Source organism: Elusimicrobiota bacterium (assembly GCA_026388075.1).
GTDB lineage: Bacteria > Elusimicrobiota > Endomicrobiia > Endomicrobiales > JAPLKN01 > JAPLKN01.
Genome location: JAPLKN010000147.1, coordinates 1 through 15,364, shown reverse-complemented (window position 1 = coordinate 15,364; position 15,364 = coordinate 1). Strand labels below are relative to the sequence as shown.

Annotated in this window: 19 protein-coding genes and 1 pseudogene; 8 read left to right on the top strand and 12 right to left on the bottom strand. The window is 37.1% G+C overall.

Annotated features, from left to right (window positions below; genetic code table 11):
* The first annotated feature begins 127 nt into the window (after positions 1-127).
* The 7 genes from NT145_08165 (at position 128) to NT145_08135 (ending at position 6,636) form a co-directional block, all read left to right on the top strand.
* Positions 128-643 (top strand): nucleoside-diphosphate kinase, encoded by a 516-nt coding sequence (locus tag NT145_08165; GenBank protein MCX5782653.1) that lies wholly within the window; start codon positions 128-130, stop codon positions 641-643.
* A 22-nt stretch (positions 644-665) separates the two neighbouring features.
* Positions 666-2,441 carry a phosphoenolpyruvate carboxykinase (GTP) gene (locus NT145_08160; protein MCX5782652.1) on the top strand — a complete coding sequence of 592 codons (1,776 nt, stop codon included), beginning with the start codon at positions 666-668 and terminating at the stop codon, positions 2,439-2,441.
* Positions 2,442-2,609: 168 nt separating this feature from the next.
* The gene (mnmG, locus tag NT145_08155) at positions 2,610-4,400 is read left to right on the top strand and encodes a tRNA uridine-5-carboxymethylaminomethyl(34) synthesis enzyme MnmG (protein MCX5782651.1); all 1,791 of its coding nucleotides are present in this window, start codon (positions 2,610-2,612) and stop codon (positions 4,398-4,400) included.
* Positions 4,384-5,163: an EFR1 family ferrodoxin gene (locus tag NT145_08150; GenBank protein MCX5782650.1), complete on the top strand. Its 780-nt coding sequence runs from the start codon at positions 4,384-4,386 to the stop codon at positions 5,161-5,163. Before mnmG ends, NT145_08150 begins: the two co-directional genes overlap by 17 nt.
* Positions 5,163-5,417, top strand: coding sequence for a SemiSWEET transporter (locus NT145_08145; protein MCX5782649.1), 255 nt, complete (start codon positions 5,163-5,165; stop codon positions 5,415-5,417). Before NT145_08150 ends, NT145_08145 begins: the two co-directional genes overlap by 1 nt.
* Positions 5,418-5,427: 10 nt before the next feature.
* Complete coding sequence (gene rsmG, locus NT145_08140) at positions 5,428-6,168, top strand: 16S rRNA (guanine(527)-N(7))-methyltransferase RsmG (protein MCX5782648.1); 741 nt, start codon at positions 5,428-5,430, stop codon at positions 6,166-6,168.
* Positions 6,169-6,237: 69 nt separating this feature from the next.
* Positions 6,238-6,636 (top strand): secondary thiamine-phosphate synthase enzyme YjbQ, encoded by a 399-nt coding sequence (locus tag NT145_08135; protein ID MCX5782647.1) that lies wholly within the window; start codon positions 6,238-6,240, stop codon positions 6,634-6,636.
* Between the two features lie 10 nt (positions 6,637-6,646).
* On the opposite strand, the gene NT145_08130 is transcribed toward NT145_08135, so the two are convergent.
* From NT145_08130 to rplU, 10 genes and pseudogenes are all read right to left on the bottom strand, one after another.
* Complete coding sequence (locus tag NT145_08130) at positions 6,647-7,303, bottom strand: transposase (protein MCX5782646.1); 657 nt, start codon at positions 7,301-7,303, stop codon at positions 6,647-6,649.
* A 51-nt stretch (positions 7,304-7,354) separates the two neighbouring features.
* On the bottom strand, positions 7,355-7,891 hold the full coding sequence (locus NT145_08125; protein ID MCX5782645.1) for a nitroreductase family protein: 537 nt from the start codon (positions 7,889-7,891) through the stop codon (positions 7,355-7,357).
* 2 nt (positions 7,892-7,893) lie between these two features.
* The gene (gene ychF, locus NT145_08120) at positions 7,894-8,991 is read right to left on the bottom strand and encodes a redox-regulated ATPase YchF (GenBank protein ID MCX5782644.1); all 1,098 of its coding nucleotides are present in this window, start codon (positions 8,989-8,991) and stop codon (positions 7,894-7,896) included.
* Complete coding sequence (locus NT145_08115) at positions 8,988-9,377, bottom strand: VanZ family protein (GenBank protein MCX5782643.1); 390 nt, start codon at positions 9,375-9,377, stop codon at positions 8,988-8,990. Before NT145_08115 ends, ychF begins: the two co-directional genes overlap by 4 nt.
* Positions 9,378-9,496: 119 nt before the next feature.
* Positions 9,497-9,706, bottom strand: a complete 210-nt coding sequence (locus NT145_08110) for a DUF6485 family protein (protein MCX5782642.1) — start codon at positions 9,704-9,706, stop codon at positions 9,497-9,499.
* Positions 9,707-10,040: 334 nt separating this feature from the next.
* Positions 10,041-10,469, bottom strand: a complete 429-nt coding sequence (locus tag NT145_08105; GenBank protein MCX5782641.1) for a PilZ domain-containing protein — start codon at positions 10,467-10,469, stop codon at positions 10,041-10,043.
* Positions 10,470-10,668: 199 nt separating this feature from the next.
* Positions 10,669-10,971, bottom strand: a complete 303-nt coding sequence (gene cgtA / locus NT145_08100; protein MCX5782640.1) for an Obg family GTPase CgtA — start codon at positions 10,969-10,971, stop codon at positions 10,669-10,671.
* Positions 10,972-11,098: 127 nt separating this feature from the next.
* Positions 11,099-11,701 (bottom strand): annotated as a pseudogene (gene obgE, locus NT145_08095) (GTPase ObgE).
* Positions 11,702-11,798: 97 nt separating this feature from the next.
* Positions 11,799-12,062, bottom strand: coding sequence for a 50S ribosomal protein L27 (rpmA, locus tag NT145_08090; protein MCX5782639.1), 264 nt, complete (start codon positions 12,060-12,062; stop codon positions 11,799-11,801).
* Positions 12,063-12,179: 117 nt separating this feature from the next.
* Positions 12,180-12,491 (bottom strand): 50S ribosomal protein L21, encoded by a 312-nt coding sequence (rplU, locus tag NT145_08085; GenBank protein MCX5782638.1) that lies wholly within the window; start codon positions 12,489-12,491, stop codon positions 12,180-12,182.
* Between the two features lie 149 nt (positions 12,492-12,640).
* Here rplU and NT145_08080 point away from each other — a divergent pair, with 149 nt between their 5' ends.
* On the top strand, positions 12,641-13,825 hold the full coding sequence (locus NT145_08080) for a pyridoxal phosphate-dependent aminotransferase (protein ID MCX5782637.1): 1,185 nt from the start codon (positions 12,641-12,643) through the stop codon (positions 13,823-13,825).
* A gap of 70 nt (positions 13,826-13,895) precedes the next feature.
* Here NT145_08080 and NT145_08075 read toward each other — a convergent pair whose 3' ends face one another.
* Both NT145_08075 and NT145_08070 read right to left on the bottom strand, forming a co-directional pair.
* A complete protein-coding gene (locus NT145_08075; protein MCX5782636.1) occupies positions 13,896-14,786 on the bottom strand; it encodes a transposase in 891 nt (296 codons plus the stop codon).
* Positions 14,787-14,868: 82 nt separating this feature from the next.
* A partial coding sequence (locus NT145_08070) for a hypothetical protein (protein ID MCX5782635.1) occupies positions 14,869-15,364 on the bottom strand: 496 nt, incomplete at its 5' end.

Sequence of the window (15,364 nt, the reverse complement as noted above, 5' to 3'; positions counted from 1 at the left end):
AGGTTAAATACTATTTTCAAGATTTTAGATTATTATAATATTTTGTTTTTCTGCAGGGTAAAGAAATATTGACAACAAACTTAATCTTTATTATAATTCATTACCCTTATATAAAGGGATTTAAAAAATGGCTATTGAACAGCTGCTTATATTGATAAAACCCGATGGATTAAAAAAATCTCTTACCGGCAATATTTTAACTAAGTTGTCGGAAGCCAAGCTTGTCATAATCGGCGCAAAGGTTGTAAAGGTTACGGATGAGCTTGCCCGGGAACATTATAAACAGCTAAAAGACAAACCTTTTTTTGAGGAACTTGTAAAATATATTCAAGGCAAGCTTCATGGCGAGCAATACCAAAGGGTTCTTGCTTTTGTTTACCAGGGAGAAGACGCTATAAAAAAACTTAGAGATATCGCCGGATCAACTAATCCGGAAGAAGCAGATCCTGTTACTATACGCGGAGCATACGGAAGAATTACTACAAAAGGGATTTATGAAAATGTCATCCATTGTTCTTCTGATTCTGCCGAAGCCGAAAGAGAGATAAAGCTATGGTTTGAACCCCAAGAAATTGTTTCAAACATCTATCCCACCAAAAAAGCAGTCCTAGAAAAATCAGAAAAAATCGTCTGGAGTAAATAATTCAAATAGAAAGGAAAATCAAATGACAGCATATCTTAAGAGCTGGGTACAAGAACAAGCAGAAATAACAAAACCGGACAAAATATATTGGATGAACGGTTCTGAAGAAGAGGCCAGGAGTCTGATTCAGATAGGACTGACAAAAGAAAAAATCGCAGGAAATTTTACTTTTTTTGAATTAAACCACAAAATATTTCCTAATTCTTACTTGCACCGTTCCCACCCAACCGATGTGGCAAGGACAGAACATCTTACGGTGGTCTGCACTCACAAAAAGGAAGATGCCGGACCAAACAACAACTGGCTTGATCCTAATGAGGCAAAATCAAAATTAAAACCCTTATTTGACGGCTGCATGAAAGGAAGAACGATGTATGTTATTCCTTACTTTTTAGGCCATCCCGATTCCCCGTACGCCAAACCTTGTATACAGCTCACAGACTCGGTCTATGTAGCGGTGAGTATGCGAATAATGACGCGCGTCGGAGAAACAGTAATAAAAAAAATCGGCGATTCGGATTCTTTTGTTAAAGGGCTGCATTCTATCGGCGACTTAAATCCCGAAAGGCGATGGATAATGCATTTTCCTGAAGAAAATCTGGTATTGAGCGTCGGTTCAGGTTACGGCGGAAACGCTCTTTTGGGCAAAAAGTGTTTTTCTTTAAGAATCGCCTCGGCGATGGGCCAACGGGAAGGATGGCTAGCCGAACATATGATAATTATCGGAGTGGAATCTCCGGACAAAAAAATTACTTATCTTCTCGCCGCCTTGCCTTCTGCCTGCGGAAAAACAAATTTAGCAATGCTTGATCCGGTTCTTAAAGGATATAAGGTCTGGACAATCGGCGACGATATAGCATGGATAAATGTAGGAAAAGACGGCCGCCTTTATGCGATAAATCCTGAATCCGGCTTTTTCGGCGTGGCTCCGGGAACATCCAACAGCACTAATCCAATTATGATTCAGACCTTAAAAAATAATAAGTTTTATCCGACATTATTTACAAATACCGCGCTTGATTTGGATACTAATTCGCCCTGGTGGGAAGGTCTTAGTGAAGAAAAACCAAAAAATCTTATAGACTGGCAGGGAAACAAATTTGACCCCGCTTCAGATAAACCCGCGGCGCACCCAAACTCCCGTTTCACTACTTCAATATATAATTGTCCCGTGCTTTCAAAAGAATACGACAACCCTTTGGGCGTTCCGATTTCCGGAATAATTTTTGGCGGCAGAAGAAAATCCACTATGCCTTTAGTATATGAAAGCCTTTCCTGGGAACACGGAGTTTTCTCGGCTTCAATAATGGGCTCGGAAACAACTTCAGCCGCTCTCCATCAAGTCGGGGTTGTAAGACGCGACCCAATGGCCATGCTTCCCTTCTGCGGCTATAATATGGGAAAATATTTCAGCCACTGGTTAAGCTTTAAGAAAAAGGTTAAAAGGCTCCCAAAAATATTTATGGTAAACTGGTTCAGGAAAGACGATGCCGGAAAATTTATTTGGCCCGGTTTCCGCGATAATTCGCGCGTAATCAAATGGATGATAGATAGGATTGAAGATAAAGTCCAGCCTGATCAAAATGCTCTCGGCTTCATCCCCAAGAAAAAAGATCTTGATCTTTCAGGGCTTAACTTTGACGACGCTAAATTTTCAGGTTTATTTGAATTAAAAAAAGACGACTGGACAAAGGAGATAGAAGAAATAGAAAAATTCTATTCTACTTTCGGAAACTCTGTCCCTGATGAGCTTTTAAATCAGCTTTCTGCTTTAAAGAAAAAAATATCTATGATATAATTGTTGAAAATAAAATAATATTTTTATAGAATAACTTTACCGGCCAGATTCCCCCCAATCTGGCCGTTTTTTATTTTAAGGAAACTTTTAGTAATCCGTATTTGATATAATTTGCAAAAGAACCTAAATGACTTACCTTAATACCGAATCATTTCATTTAAAAAAGTTATGAATAAATACAATGTAATAGTTATCGGAGCAGGACACGCAGGGTGCGAAGCATCTCTTGCCTGCGCTAGAATGGGCTTAAAGACCCTAATAATAACTATGCAGCTGGATGCAATTGCAAGGATGTCGTGCAATCCTGCCATAGGAGGAATTGCAAAAGGCCAAATTGTTAGGGATATTGATGCGCTTGGCGGCGAAATGGGAAAAATTACGGATATCGCCGGCATTCAGTTCAGGATGCTGAATAAATCCAGGGGCCCTGCGGTATGGTCCCCACGCGCCCAGTGCGACAAAAATCTTTATCACCTTTTGATGAAGGAATCTCTTGAAAAACAAGAAAATCTTGATATCATTCAAGATGAAGCTAAAAGCATTATACTTGAAAATAATAAAATTGCCGGGATTGAAACAAAATCAGGAATTAAAATTATTTCTGATGCAGTAATACTTACAACCGGAACATTTTTAAAAGGCCTAATTCATTTAGGTTTAACGCATTTTGAAGGCGGGCGGTTCGGAGAGGCTCCTTCAAATTATCTTTCCGATTCTCTTTCTAAACTTGGTTTTGAGATAAAAAGATTAAAGACCGGAACTCCGCCCAGGATAAACGGAAAAACAATAGATTTTTCAAAAATGTCGGAACAACCGGGCGACCAGCCCCCGATACCTTTTTCTCATTTCACCGATATAATTGCATTCCAGAAAGAAAAAATACAGCTGCCCTGCTGGCTTACATATACAAACGAAAAAACTCATGAATTTGTACGAAAAGGGCTTGACCGTTCACCTCTTTATACTGGGGTAATCAAAAGCATCGGGCCGAGATATTGCCCTTCAATAGAGGACAAGGTTGTAAGATTTTCTGAACGGGGCCGCCACCAGGTTTTTCTTGAGCCCGAAGGATACAATACTAACGAATATTACGCTAACGGAATATCTACAAGCCTCCCCGATGACATTCAGGAAAACATAGTCCACTCCATAAGCGGGCTTGAAAACGCAAAAATAATGCGTTACGGTTATGCAATTGAGTACGATTTTTGTCCCCCAACCCAGCTGTATAATACGCTTGAAACAAAACTTTTTGAAAATCTTTATTTTGCGGGACAGATAAACGGGACTACGGGTTACGAAGAAGCAGCCGCGCAGGGTTTTATGGCCGGAGTAAATGCCGGGCTAAAAATAAAAGGAAAGGAATCTTTTGTTCTTTCCAGGGACGAATCTTATATCGGAGTTTTAATTGATGACCTTACAACCAAGGGAGTGGACGAACCTTACCGAATGTTTACCTCAAGGTCTGAATATCGTCTTATTTTGCGTTTTGATAATGCTGATTTGAGACTAATGGATTCTGGCCATAAAATAGGCCTTATTTCAGATAAACTTTTCTATAAATTTGAAATCTATAAGGATGCTATAATCAAAAATCTGGCCAGCTCAAAGCTTATTTTGCCTGAAGAAAAAGAAATTACTCCCTGGACAATAAAACAGATCGAGCTTGAAATAGAGATCGAAAAAAAATATTCGGGATATATAAAACGCCAAACGTTCCAGGCAGAAAAAATGAAAAAAATGGAAGAAAAAAGCATACCCGGAAATTTTGACTATAAGTCCGTGCCAAGTCTTCTTACCGAAACCCGCATTAAACTATCAAAAATAAAGCCAAAAACTTTAGGACAGGCTTTAAGGGTCCCAGGCGTTACGCCTGCAGATATAGCTGTTTTGCTTATTTTTCTTGAACGAGAAAAATATTTAAAGTATAAAGAAAAACATTATGAAAAAAAACATTGATCTATACTATTTTACAGGGACAGGAAACACTTTTATTGTCTCAAAAAAGATGAAAGAAGTTTTTGAAAGAAATGGGATAAGCGTAAATTTATATAAAATAGAAAAATCCGATCCTTCAAAAATAAATTTGAAAAATACTATAGGTCTTGCTTTTCCAATAGCAGGTTTTGCGACATTCCCTTTTGTTCTGGATTTTATAAGATTGCTCCCAAATGCAAACGGGACAGAAATATTTGCGGTTGATACTTTTGCAGGAACTTCCGGCGGAATATTCGGCTACATCAAGAAAATACTGACAAAAAAAGGGTATACTTGCATTGGTGCCAAGGGAATTAAAATGCCAAGCAACATATTCTATGTTTACAAAGATGCTATAAATAATAAAATCGTTGAAAAAGGCATAGAAAAAGCAGAAACTTATGCTTCAGATTTAGTTAACGGAAAATCCCGATGGAATCGATTCCCTGTCTTATCTGACATATTTTATTACTTTTCACTGCTTTTATTATCCTCTTGGAAAATAAAAATCGGCCAAAAATATTTCGCTTATAAACTTATAAAAGAAAAATGCACCAAATGCGGAATATGCGCTAAAATTTGTCCCGTGCAAAATATTGAAATGGACGAATATCCCAAATATATGCTTAAATGCCAGTACTGCCTGAGATGCGTTTCTTTTTGTCCGGAAAAAGCTTTGGAAATACCTTTTAATTACAAGAAAATTACTTATAAAGCCGTTGATGTAAAGGAGATATTAGAATAATGGACACTCCAACTATTCTTGGACTTGTTGCGGGAGCTATAACTTCATTTTCTTTTTTGCCGCAGGTTATTAAAACCATAAAAACAAAATCAACCCACGATGTATCAATAGAGATGTTCGGCATACTTTCGTTCGGCATTCTTTTATGGATAATCTATGGTTTTTTTGTTAGATCTCTGCCGGTAGTTTTAGCAAACTCTGTCAGCTTTGTTCTGGTATTCACTATGGTAATTTTAAAACTCAAATATAAATAGAGAATAAACAATGAAAGAAAACGTTTGGAACACTTTTAAAACCTTTGTCTGCAATAATTTCAACGTTTCGCTTTCTGAAAATCAGATAAACTTATTTAAGATATATCTTTCAGAACTTAAAATATGGAACCAGAAATTTAATTTAGTGTCGTTTAAAAATGACGAAGAAATAATTTTCCGCCATTTTGCCGATTCTTTGGCCGCTTTAAAAATTATTTCTAAATTTAGAAAACAAAAGTTAGACATGGCTGATATAGGTACCGGAGCAGGATTCCCCGGAATACCTATAAAAATCGCAATTCCTGAAATGCATTTAAAGCTCATTGAATCAATAACAAAAAAATGCTCATTTTTGGAGAATTTAAAAGCGAAACTTCTTCTTTCAGACACGGAAATAATAAATGACAGAGCGGAAAATATAGGTCAAGACAAAAAATATCGCGAAAAATCTGATTTTGTTGTTTCAAGAGCGTTGTCAAAGTTTTCCCCAAACCTGGAAATGGCATTGCCTTTAACAAAGGTGGGCGGCCATTGCCTAATTTTCAAGACTGAATCGTCAGCTTTCGGAAAAGACGGAATAAACTCCGTAGAAAAAGCTTATAATGTACTTGGAGGAGAATTTATTGAACATTTTTGTTACAATCTCCCGGATCAGGATTTAACTTACTGTATTCTTGTATTTGAAAAAATAAAAAACAGCCCGAAAGAATTCCCGAGAAAAGTCGGAATACCTGGAAAAAAACCGCTTTAGATAGGAAAAAATCGTTAAAGGTTAAAAAGTTTTGAAAGTTAATAAAAGTTTAAAAGAAAAAACCTAAATATGCAGAAAATAACGGTTAGAACTAAAAAAAGAAATGAATTTATTGACATTACGTCAGAAATTCAATCAATAATTTCAAAAAGCAAAATTGAAAACGGCGTTTGCCTTGTTTTTGTTCCTCATACAACTGCGGGGATCACAATAAATGAAAATGCTGACCCTGATGTTACCTCCGATATTATGTCAGCCTTAGAAAAAATTGTTCCTTTAAAAGGGAACTACTCGCACAGCGAGGGAAATTCTGATGCGCATACAAAAGCAAGCATAATGGGGTCTTCAGTATCTGTAATTATTGACAAAGGCAGTTTGATGCTGGGAACTTGGCAGGGAATATATTTCGCTGAGTTTGACGGTCCGCGTGCAAGAGAAATTTGGATACATACCGTTACCACCGCGTAGGTGGTAATGGTCAATCCAGCATTAGATTTTTAATTTTTTGAAGTTCCCGCTGATAATCGGTCCTCTCTTCTACAAAAATTTTATACTCTTTAGGGCTTATATCAATTAAATTGCTAAAATTACAGATTAAATTATCTTTGTCAACTAGGCTGAGATATTCTTTATAAGATGAAGATTCCCAAAGCTCGGCAGCGTCAACAAGTCCTGATGTTACAGGATTTAAATGCATATATCTTGTAAGATGGAGCAAATATTCATTAGTTTCAACTAATACATTTTTAAATCTGCTTTCCCAAAGCGGTCCCTTTCTTTGATGTTTTGTATTAAAAAATCTAGTATAGCTATTTAAAATATTATTCATAAAAATCGATATTCCGCTTTTTTTCCTTTGTTTAAGGACTAAGTGCAAATGCGGCGGCATAATACAATAAGCTACGATATCAATGAGATTTTCTTTTTCACTGTGCAACTGCTGAAAATCAATTTTATTTTTCTTTATTAATTTATTGAATCTTGAAAATCTAATATTTGGCTCCGCTTTCTTATAATACTGCAATAGCTGAATAATTCTTGAATGATCTGCTTCGCTATTGAAGATCTTAAAACCTGCAATGCTTCTCGAAAATACATGGTAAATTTGGTCAGTGACTAACAAATCCTTTCTCATTCATCCCTCATCAAACCAACCGTTACCACCTACGCGGTGGTAACGGTATATTTATTTTATGATTGATATTTCATTTAGAGGTTTCCGCGGAGTTGCGTCAGGAATTTCTGCAGGATATCCTAAAGTTAAAAGACACTCAACTTTCCAGCTTGAAGGTAAATTCAACATTTTTAAAATTTGTTTGCCGTTAAACCAGCCTATGTAACAAGTACCCAAGCCCAATTCAACAGCTTTCAGCGCCATATGTTCCATGCAAATTCCTATATCAATCAGATGATACTGAACGCCTTGAACCCTTTCCGCCATAGTGTGAGTAAAAAAACTTAAATCCGAGCACACAACAACAATTACTGGCGCGGTTTTTGCCCATGAATTAGGAACAACAAAACCCCCAAGTCCTTTGGCGATTAATTCGTCTTTAAGTTTTTTGTCTTTCACTACCACTATACGCCAGGGTTGAGCATTACAGGCTGAAGGAGCCATGCGCGCAGACTCTATCAGCGACTCTATTTTTTCTTTTTCAACTTCTCTTTCAAGATATTTCCTTATGCTTCTTCTTTTGTTAATGAGTTCGCTTAAAGATTCCATTTTTATTCCTTTGCAATGTGAAATTTAAATTCAATTATATCCCCATCCTTTACAATATAGTCCCTTCCTTCAATATGCACAAGCCCCGCATCCTTAACGGCATTATGAGATCCGAGTTTTTTAAAATCATCAAAATGCATTACCTCAGCTTTTATAAAACCTTTCTCAAAATCAGTATGAATTTTTCCTGCAGCCTGAGGAGCATGAGTATCTTTTTCAACAGTCCAGGCGTGACATTCTTCTCTAATAACCGTGTAAAAAGTCAGCAAATTCAGCAGAGAATAACTTGAATGAATTAACCTGTTAAGCCCTGATTCTTCTAATCCAAAATCCTTCAAAAAAGAAAGCTGATCGCTTTCGTTAAGTTCCTGAAGCTCATCTTCCATTTTGGCGCTAATCGGAACTGCTTCTCCGCCTTTTTCTTTTGCAAGTTGCGTTATTTTATCAAAAAAGTTATTCTTCATTGCGGGAAAAAATGTTTCATCAACATTGCATACGTAAAGTATTGGTTTTGCGGTCAATAAAAAATATTCCTTAAAAAATTCCTTTTCCTCTTCCTTAACCGCAAAAGTTCTTGCAGGATTTCCGGATTCAAGATGTTTGTCTAGCCTTTTTGCGAATTCATCCTCTACTAAAATTTTATGATCGCCCGATTTCACGCTTCTATTCAGTTTTTCAAGCCTTGTTTGTATGGTTTCCAAATCGGCTAAAATAAGCTCAGTGCTTATAATTTCAATATCGCGCAACGGATCAATCTGTCCCATTATGTGAGATACATTTTTGTCTTCAAAACATCTAACAACCTCAACAATTGCCTCGCACTCTCTAATATTTCCTAAAAACTTATTTCCCAGCCCTTCCCCCTTTGACGCGCCTTTAACCAGTCCTGCAATATCAAAAAACTCAACAGCCGCATTAACTTTTTTCTTTTGAAAAAGATCAGCCAAAAAAGCCAGCCTTTTATCCGGAATCGCAACGATGCCGACATTGGGCTCAATGGTTGTAAAAGGATAATTTGCTATTAACGCTTTACCCTTTGTAAGAGCGTTGAACAAAGTGGATTTACCGACATTCGGAAGGCCTGCTATTCCAAGTTTCATTTGTTATTCCCTAAACTGACTTTTTTCCAATAGAGGTATGCCGCCAAACCAATCAAACCGCCGATTGAATCTATCATCACATCGGCTAAAGAAGGGCCTCTGGTAACAACAAAATATTGGTGAAACTCGTCCGAAAATGCATAAAGAATTGAAAAAATTCCGGAAATAAAATAAACAGAAATGTCTTTCAAATCCGGATAAGTGCGGGCTACGGCTCTTCTTAAAAGCAAAAATAGTATTGCGTACTCAGTTATATGAGCTGCTTTTCTTAATATTAAATCCCAAAATCCGAATTCCGTTTTAAGATTCGGAATACTTGAAAAGAAAAATATGACTGAACACCATATTAAGACGGGAACCCATAAAGAAAAATACTTTTTATACATTATTTTAACCAGATTACACAGATAACAGTAGGATTACAGAGATTATAAATTATACTAATCACTGCAATCTCTTTTATAATCATCGCAATCAAAGGTACAAAGACTTTTATGTCCCTTATTTATTTTTTGCTCCAGGTTTTTAAGAAATTTTCAAGCGAACGGTCATAAGTTTTTTCGGCATCTTTAGTAAAAAAGCATGCTGGCAGTTCTTTTGAACTAAACCAGTGGTATTCAATACACTCGCAGCAAATTCCTTTTCTCGGACAGGATTCGTAAGTACAATTACACTTCTTTTTATTTTTTTCTTTTGAACAATTTTTCTCAGCCATAAAAACGCCTCTTGAAAAGATGTTCTGATTGTATATTTTTATCATTGAATTTTCAACCCAGATTTTTCAACAAAAAAATCTGCACGGAGTGCCGCACCATTAAAAAGTATTTAAAAATGAAGTGCTTTAAATAAGAAGCCGATAGAAATCGTGCATATATTTTCTTTGAACACTCAAAAAATGGTACGGGGTTAGCCCAGCACGTTGAAAACATGCTGTCCCTTCGGGACAAATATTCCAAAGAAAAACCCGCCATTGTCTTATGCAATGCGGGCTAATTTCCTAATCTTATAAGCCTTTTACTGGCAACTGGTCACTGATGACTGGTAACTGTTTAGGGCGTACCGGCGTATTTTCTGATCCATTCAGCAGCAGCTTCTTCCCGGGTTAAATCTCTGCCTTCTTCTTTCTTAACCTGACGCCTATAGTTTTCAATATGAAAAAGCTGTTCAAGTAAGCGTATACCGAACTTTGCTTCCGGTTCATGGAATTCAACGCCAACGTTATAACTGTTTCTATTTCTTTTGCACCAAACAACCTTTCCTTCAACTTCAGGAGCATTTTCAAGCGTTATAGCTCTAACTTTTAGTTCGGTTCCTGGTTCAAAATACATGCTGGACCTAAAGGACATTCCGCCTAAACTTATATTGTTCATGGACTCGTTTCTGAATGTGTTGGAGTCTCCGAAGCGAACCTTTATCGGCAGTTCCCCCTCGTGCCTATCAAACATCCTTTCTTCTCTGCTTTTTGCTTTTTTTGGCATATTTTTCTCCACGCCCATTTTCTATGGGCACGCTTCGCCGAATCGAGGCGAGCGATGTCTCGCCTCTCTTGTCCGCTCCAAAGGAGCGAGACAGACCAGGCGGACCCGATTTAAATAGAAAAGCGAATAACTTCTTCGCTTGATTTTACAATAAAATATAAGCTCTAGTCAATAATAAGATTTTAAATAAAAAGTTTTGTCACTTTTTGTGCACAAATTCAAATTTTCCTATTTTTACAATATCTCCCTCTTCTATTCCTTTTTCTTCTAAAGCTTTTTCAACACCCATCTTCTTTAAAATATTTTGGAACCTTCTCAACGCTTCCTCTTCTTTAAAAACAGTCATCTCTGCAAGTTTCTTTACTTTAGATCCTTCAATGTGAAAAATATCATCTCTTTTAGCAATTATAAAATCAGGCTCATAAACATATTTTCTTACGGATTCCGCAACAATCTCTTCTTCTTTTACGGGAGTGTTCAATGTTTTTACTATTTCTTTCAAAAGATCCTTAATTCCTTCGCCGGTAGCGCAAGAAATGGGAAATATTTTTTTCCCTTTAACATGCTTCTTAAACTCTGCCAATTTTTTTTGAGAATTCGTCAAATCCGGCTATAGCAAAACTTTTTTCGTTAAACCTTGCCACACCTAAGTTCGGAGTTAAAGTTGTAAACGGATAATCGGCAATTTTAGGGCGCGCCGCGCTTACCATGGAAAGAAAAGTTGATTTGCCTGCATTAGGAAACCCGGTTATCCCGACATCGGCAATAAGCATAAGCTCAAGGTTAATTTGTATGCTTTCGCCGGGCTCGCCTTTTTCTGCTACGCGCGGAGCAGTATGCTTATGGGTTTTGAAAGAAGCATTTCCTCTGCCTCCTCTTCCGCCTTTAGCGATTAAAACTTTTTGCCAGCTTTCTTTCAGGTCAGCAAAAAGTTCATTATTTTTATAAACAACGGTCCCGACTGGAACCTTTATTACTAGATCTTCAGCGCCTTTTCCGTACTTATTTGCGCTTCCCCCGGCTAGGCCGTCTTTTGCCTTCTGGTGCGGTTTGTAAGCCAAGTCCAAAAGCGTGGTAAGATGCGGGTCAGCTTCAAAATAAATATCCCCGCCCTTCCCGCCGTTTCCTCCGTCAGGGCCGCCCATAGGAACATATTTTTCCCTTCTAAAAGAAATACAGCCTGCGCCACCGCGCCCGGCTGTAACAAAAATACGAGCTTTATCTATGAACATAAATTATTTAAATCAAAAATCAAATATCAAAAGTCAAAATGGCAAATCAAAATTTAAAAAGCCTTTGTCGTATATTTAATTTTAAATTTTTGATATTTTACTTTACTGTTAATGGGACAACGCTTATAAAACTTCTTTCGCCTGATCTTCTTTCAAATTTAACCAAGCCGGAAATTTTCGCAAAGATTGTATGGTCGGAACCCATCCCAACATTTTTTCCCGGGTGAAATTTCGTTCCTCGCTGACGCACAATAATTGAACCGGCAGATATTTTTTGTTCGCCAAACACCTTTACTCCAAGCCGTTGGCCGGCTGAATCGCGGCCGTTCGTTGATGAACCTTGTGATTTTACATGTGCCATCGTATTTTCCCCTTACTGCGTCCACGAGTTCACGAGTTGACAAGTTCATAAGTTAAAACATTTAAGTCTAGCCAGACTTACAAGTTTTTTCTAATTACTCATCACTCATTACTGTCTCTATACTTTTATCTTTTTTATTTCCAATTCGGTCACATACTGCCTATGCCCAATGGTTTTTTTGTAACCTTTTTTTGACCTTTTCTTGAAAACAATTATTTTCGGAGCACGCTTTTGGGCAAGGACTTTTGCAACTACGCTAGCCCCTTCAACAACAGGCCTTCCTATGCTTACTTTATCTTTGCTTCCTATAAGCAGTACTTTGTCTAAAACAACTTCTTCGCCTGTTTTAGCAGGAAGTTTTTCAACTAATATTTTATTACCTTCTTCAACTTTATACTGTTTTCCGCCAGTTTGAACTACCGCATACATTGACTTGCTCCTTTTTAAAGAGGTATAATATACAACAATTTTTTGAAAAAGTCAACGTAAAAGTGATAAGTGTTAAGAGGTAAGGATTAAGCAAAAGCTTTTAACTTACCACTTACAGCTTACCCCTTACCACTGATTCTGGAGTGTCTATGTGGTTATCACAAAGAGCGCAAAACATCAAACCGTCGCCTACCTTAGCTATTGATTCCAAAGCTAAAGCCTTAAAAGCTCAAGGCGTAAACGTAATCAACTTCGGCGCCGGCGAACCCGATTTTGATACCCCCGCTAACATAAAAGAAGCCGCACAAAAAGCTATTTCAGAAGGTTTTACAAAATATTGTCCTGTCGGCGGTACCCCGGATTTAAAACAAGCAATTATAGATAAATTCAAAAAAGACAACAATTTAGATTATACTCCCGAAGAAATTATAGTTTCCTGCGGGGCAAAACATTCTCTTTATAACCTTTTTCAGTCTATTTTGGAAAAAGGCAATGAAGTATTAATCCCTGCACCTTACTGGGTTTCTTATCCCGATATGGTTGCCTTAGCAGGCGCAAAATCAAAATTTATTAAAACAAAAGAATCTTCGGGATTCAAAATCTCACCTGAACAGTTAAAAAAAGCTATCGGCAAGAAAACAAAAGCTCTTATTATTAATTCTCCTTCCAATCCTACAGGCGGAGCTTATACAAAAGAAGAATTAAAAGCTATCGGAGAAATATGCGTTGAAAATAAAATACTGGTTATTTCAGATGAAATCTACGAAAAACTTATATACAACAACTTCCAGACATCTTCTATTGCAAGTGTCTCTCCTGAAATTAAGGCATTGACAATTGTTGTTAATGGCGTATCAAAATCCTACGCGATGACAGGCTGGCGCATAGGTTATACGGCAGGCCAAAAAGAGATTATTTCGGCTATGACAAATATACAAAGCCAGTCTACTTCAAATCCTACGTCTATTGCATTAAAGGCAACTGTTGAAGCTCTTAAAGGCCCTCAGGACTCGGTAGAAAAAATGAGGCAGGAATTTGAGAAAAGAAGAAATTATATAGTTGATCGGCTAAACAGCATTAAAGGAATAAAATGTTTTAAACCTCAAGGAGCTTTTTATGTTTTTCCAAATATTAAAAAGCTTTTAGGGAAAAGCTACGGGGGCAAACAAGTTAATACAGATTCAGAACTTGCTGAATACCTGCTTGAAAATGCAAAAATTGCCGTAGTCCCTGGCGAACCTTTCGGAACACCGGGATACATAAGATTATCTTATGCTACATCTATGGAAAATATTGAACAGGGTTTGAATAGGTTTGAAGAAGCTATTAAGTAGTTAAGTAGGGACAGCGCCTACTTATTGACAGCATAATTTCTTAAGGTAATGGTGTCAGGCTTTACTTGCTTTACTTATTCTCGTTTTTAACTTTGGTAATGTAACACTCTGAACAGTTAATAAAACCTGCTATATCTTTCCCCTTATAACCGCTTTCAACTGCCTTCATTATGAACAATGCTCTTGATTTCGTAACATCACCGGTCCGGACACCATTTACTATGGCATCCGCTTTTATATTGTTTTCTCTGACAACTTTATCTAATATATCCTTCAAGGAAGATTTTAAATCTATTCTTGCCTCGGGAAGCCTATTTGCTACTAAATCCTCATGTTTAATCGTTAAATCCTCAATAAACCTATCACTTCCCACATACGGCATTTTTTCTTCAGGGTAGTAATCCTTTCTCTTTCCCATCTGACTACCATCTCTTACGAACTCAGCATATTTCATTACTGCTTGCTTGAAATTGGTGCTTAACATTCCCAATACTTCTTTGATATCTAATAATTTATTATTTTCTTCGAAATATCCTTTGTGCCCGCTCCAGATCCAATCACTCGGTTTATTTACAAGCTTTGCTCTAAAAGGGTTCAGATGTATATATCTAACCAACTCTAATAAATAATTATCCTTCTCACAAATTATTGATTTGCATCGCCCCTGAAACAAATGCCCTATTTTCCTGTACTTTTTATTGTAATATTTCGCGTAGGAGGTTAACAATCTCTGCATGATTATAGAAGTACTTATGCTTTTAACTTCCATAAGTAGGTGGAAATGGTTCGGCATCAAACAATATGCGAACAATTTAAACGATGTTTTTTCTTTTAATCCCTGGAGTTTTTCTATAAATGCAGAGTAATCGTCTTTATCCTTAAAGATTTCTTTGCGGTTATTCCCTCGCGCTATTATGTGGTACAACCCGCCGCCAATATGCAGTCTTGGTTTTCTTCCCATATTCTAATCTTATCACATCATTTTCAACAAGTAAAGCAAGTAAAGCCTGACACGGATTGACACGGATTTTTCGGATTTCCTTTTATTCTATATAAATGTATCCGCCATAAATTGTTGTAAGAGGATTTGTTGTCCAAGTCGGCTGAATACCTTTAATTTCAATATAATCTCCAACAGCAACGGCAATACTCAGCCCAGTATTACTGAAAACTCTCTCATTGGCAGAAACACCACGGGTTTGTATAAGTGTATCAGTAGTGTTATTTAAACGAATATACAAAGACCAGGCTTCGGCACTTCCTGCTGTTCCTGAATAGACATAAATTTCAGCAATTTTAATAGTTCCTGCCTTTCTTATATAAACTTTGCTAATATTTGCTGTTACAGTTGGAGCTTTTGGTAAAGTTCCAAAATAAACTGTTGCCGCATCTGCTGGACTTGAAGTCAATGCTTGGACATTTATGCAATATCCCTTTGTTGAAACAATAACAGAATTAAGATCGATTCTCAAAGTCCCGGTTGCAATCCCTATATTCGTATCTGCGGTTGTTCTGTTATTAGTCTCAGCAGTTAAGTCC

Excerpts from the sequence above, each read along its gene's own strand:
- NT145_08135 (MCX5782647.1), top strand. The coding sequence starts at position 6,238 with ATGCAGAAAATAACGGTTAGAACTAAAAAAAGAAATGAATTTATTGAC.
- NT145_08145 (MCX5782649.1), top strand. The coding sequence starts at position 5,163 with ATGGACACTCCAACTATTCTTGGACTTGTTGCGGGAGCTATAACTTCA.
- NT145_08075 (MCX5782636.1), bottom strand. The coding sequence starts at position 14,786 with ATGGGAAGAAAACCAAGACTGCATATTGGCGGCGGGTTGTACCACATA.
- NT145_08150 (MCX5782650.1), top strand. The coding sequence starts at position 4,384 with ATGAAAAAAAACATTGATCTATACTATTTTACAGGGACAGGAAACACT.
- NT145_08160 (MCX5782652.1), top strand. The coding sequence starts at position 666 with ATGACAGCATATCTTAAGAGCTGGGTACAAGAACAAGCAGAAATAACA.
- NT145_08080 (MCX5782637.1), top strand. The coding sequence starts at position 12,641 with ATGTGGTTATCACAAAGAGCGCAAAACATCAAACCGTCGCCTACCTTA.
- rpmA (MCX5782639.1), bottom strand. The coding sequence starts at position 12,062 with ATGGCACATGTAAAATCACAAGGTTCATCAACGAACGGCCGCGATTCA.
- NT145_08115 (MCX5782643.1), bottom strand. The coding sequence starts at position 9,377 with ATGTATAAAAAGTATTTTTCTTTATGGGTTCCCGTCTTAATATGGTGT.
- NT145_08165 (MCX5782653.1), top strand. The coding sequence starts at position 128 with ATGGCTATTGAACAGCTGCTTATATTGATAAAACCCGATGGATTAAAA.
- mnmG (MCX5782651.1), top strand. The coding sequence starts at position 2,610 with ATGAATAAATACAATGTAATAGTTATCGGAGCAGGACACGCAGGGTGC.
- rsmG (MCX5782648.1), top strand. The coding sequence starts at position 5,428 with ATGAAAGAAAACGTTTGGAACACTTTTAAAACCTTTGTCTGCAATAAT.
- ychF (MCX5782644.1), bottom strand. The coding sequence starts at position 8,991 with ATGAAACTTGGAATAGCAGGCCTTCCGAATGTCGGTAAATCCACTTTG.
- rplU (MCX5782638.1), bottom strand. The coding sequence starts at position 12,491 with ATGTATGCGGTAGTTCAAACTGGCGGAAAACAGTATAAAGTTGAAGAA.
- NT145_08110 (MCX5782642.1), bottom strand. The coding sequence starts at position 9,706 with ATGGCTGAGAAAAATTGTTCAAAAGAAAAAAATAAAAAGAAGTGTAAT.
- NT145_08130 (MCX5782646.1), bottom strand. The coding sequence starts at position 7,303 with ATGAGAAAGGATTTGTTAGTCACTGACCAAATTTACCATGTATTTTCG.
- NT145_08105 (MCX5782641.1), bottom strand. The coding sequence starts at position 10,469 with ATGCCAAAAAAAGCAAAAAGCAGAGAAGAAAGGATGTTTGATAGGCAC.
- NT145_08125 (MCX5782645.1), bottom strand. The coding sequence starts at position 7,891 with ATGGAATCTTTAAGCGAACTCATTAACAAAAGAAGAAGCATAAGGAAA.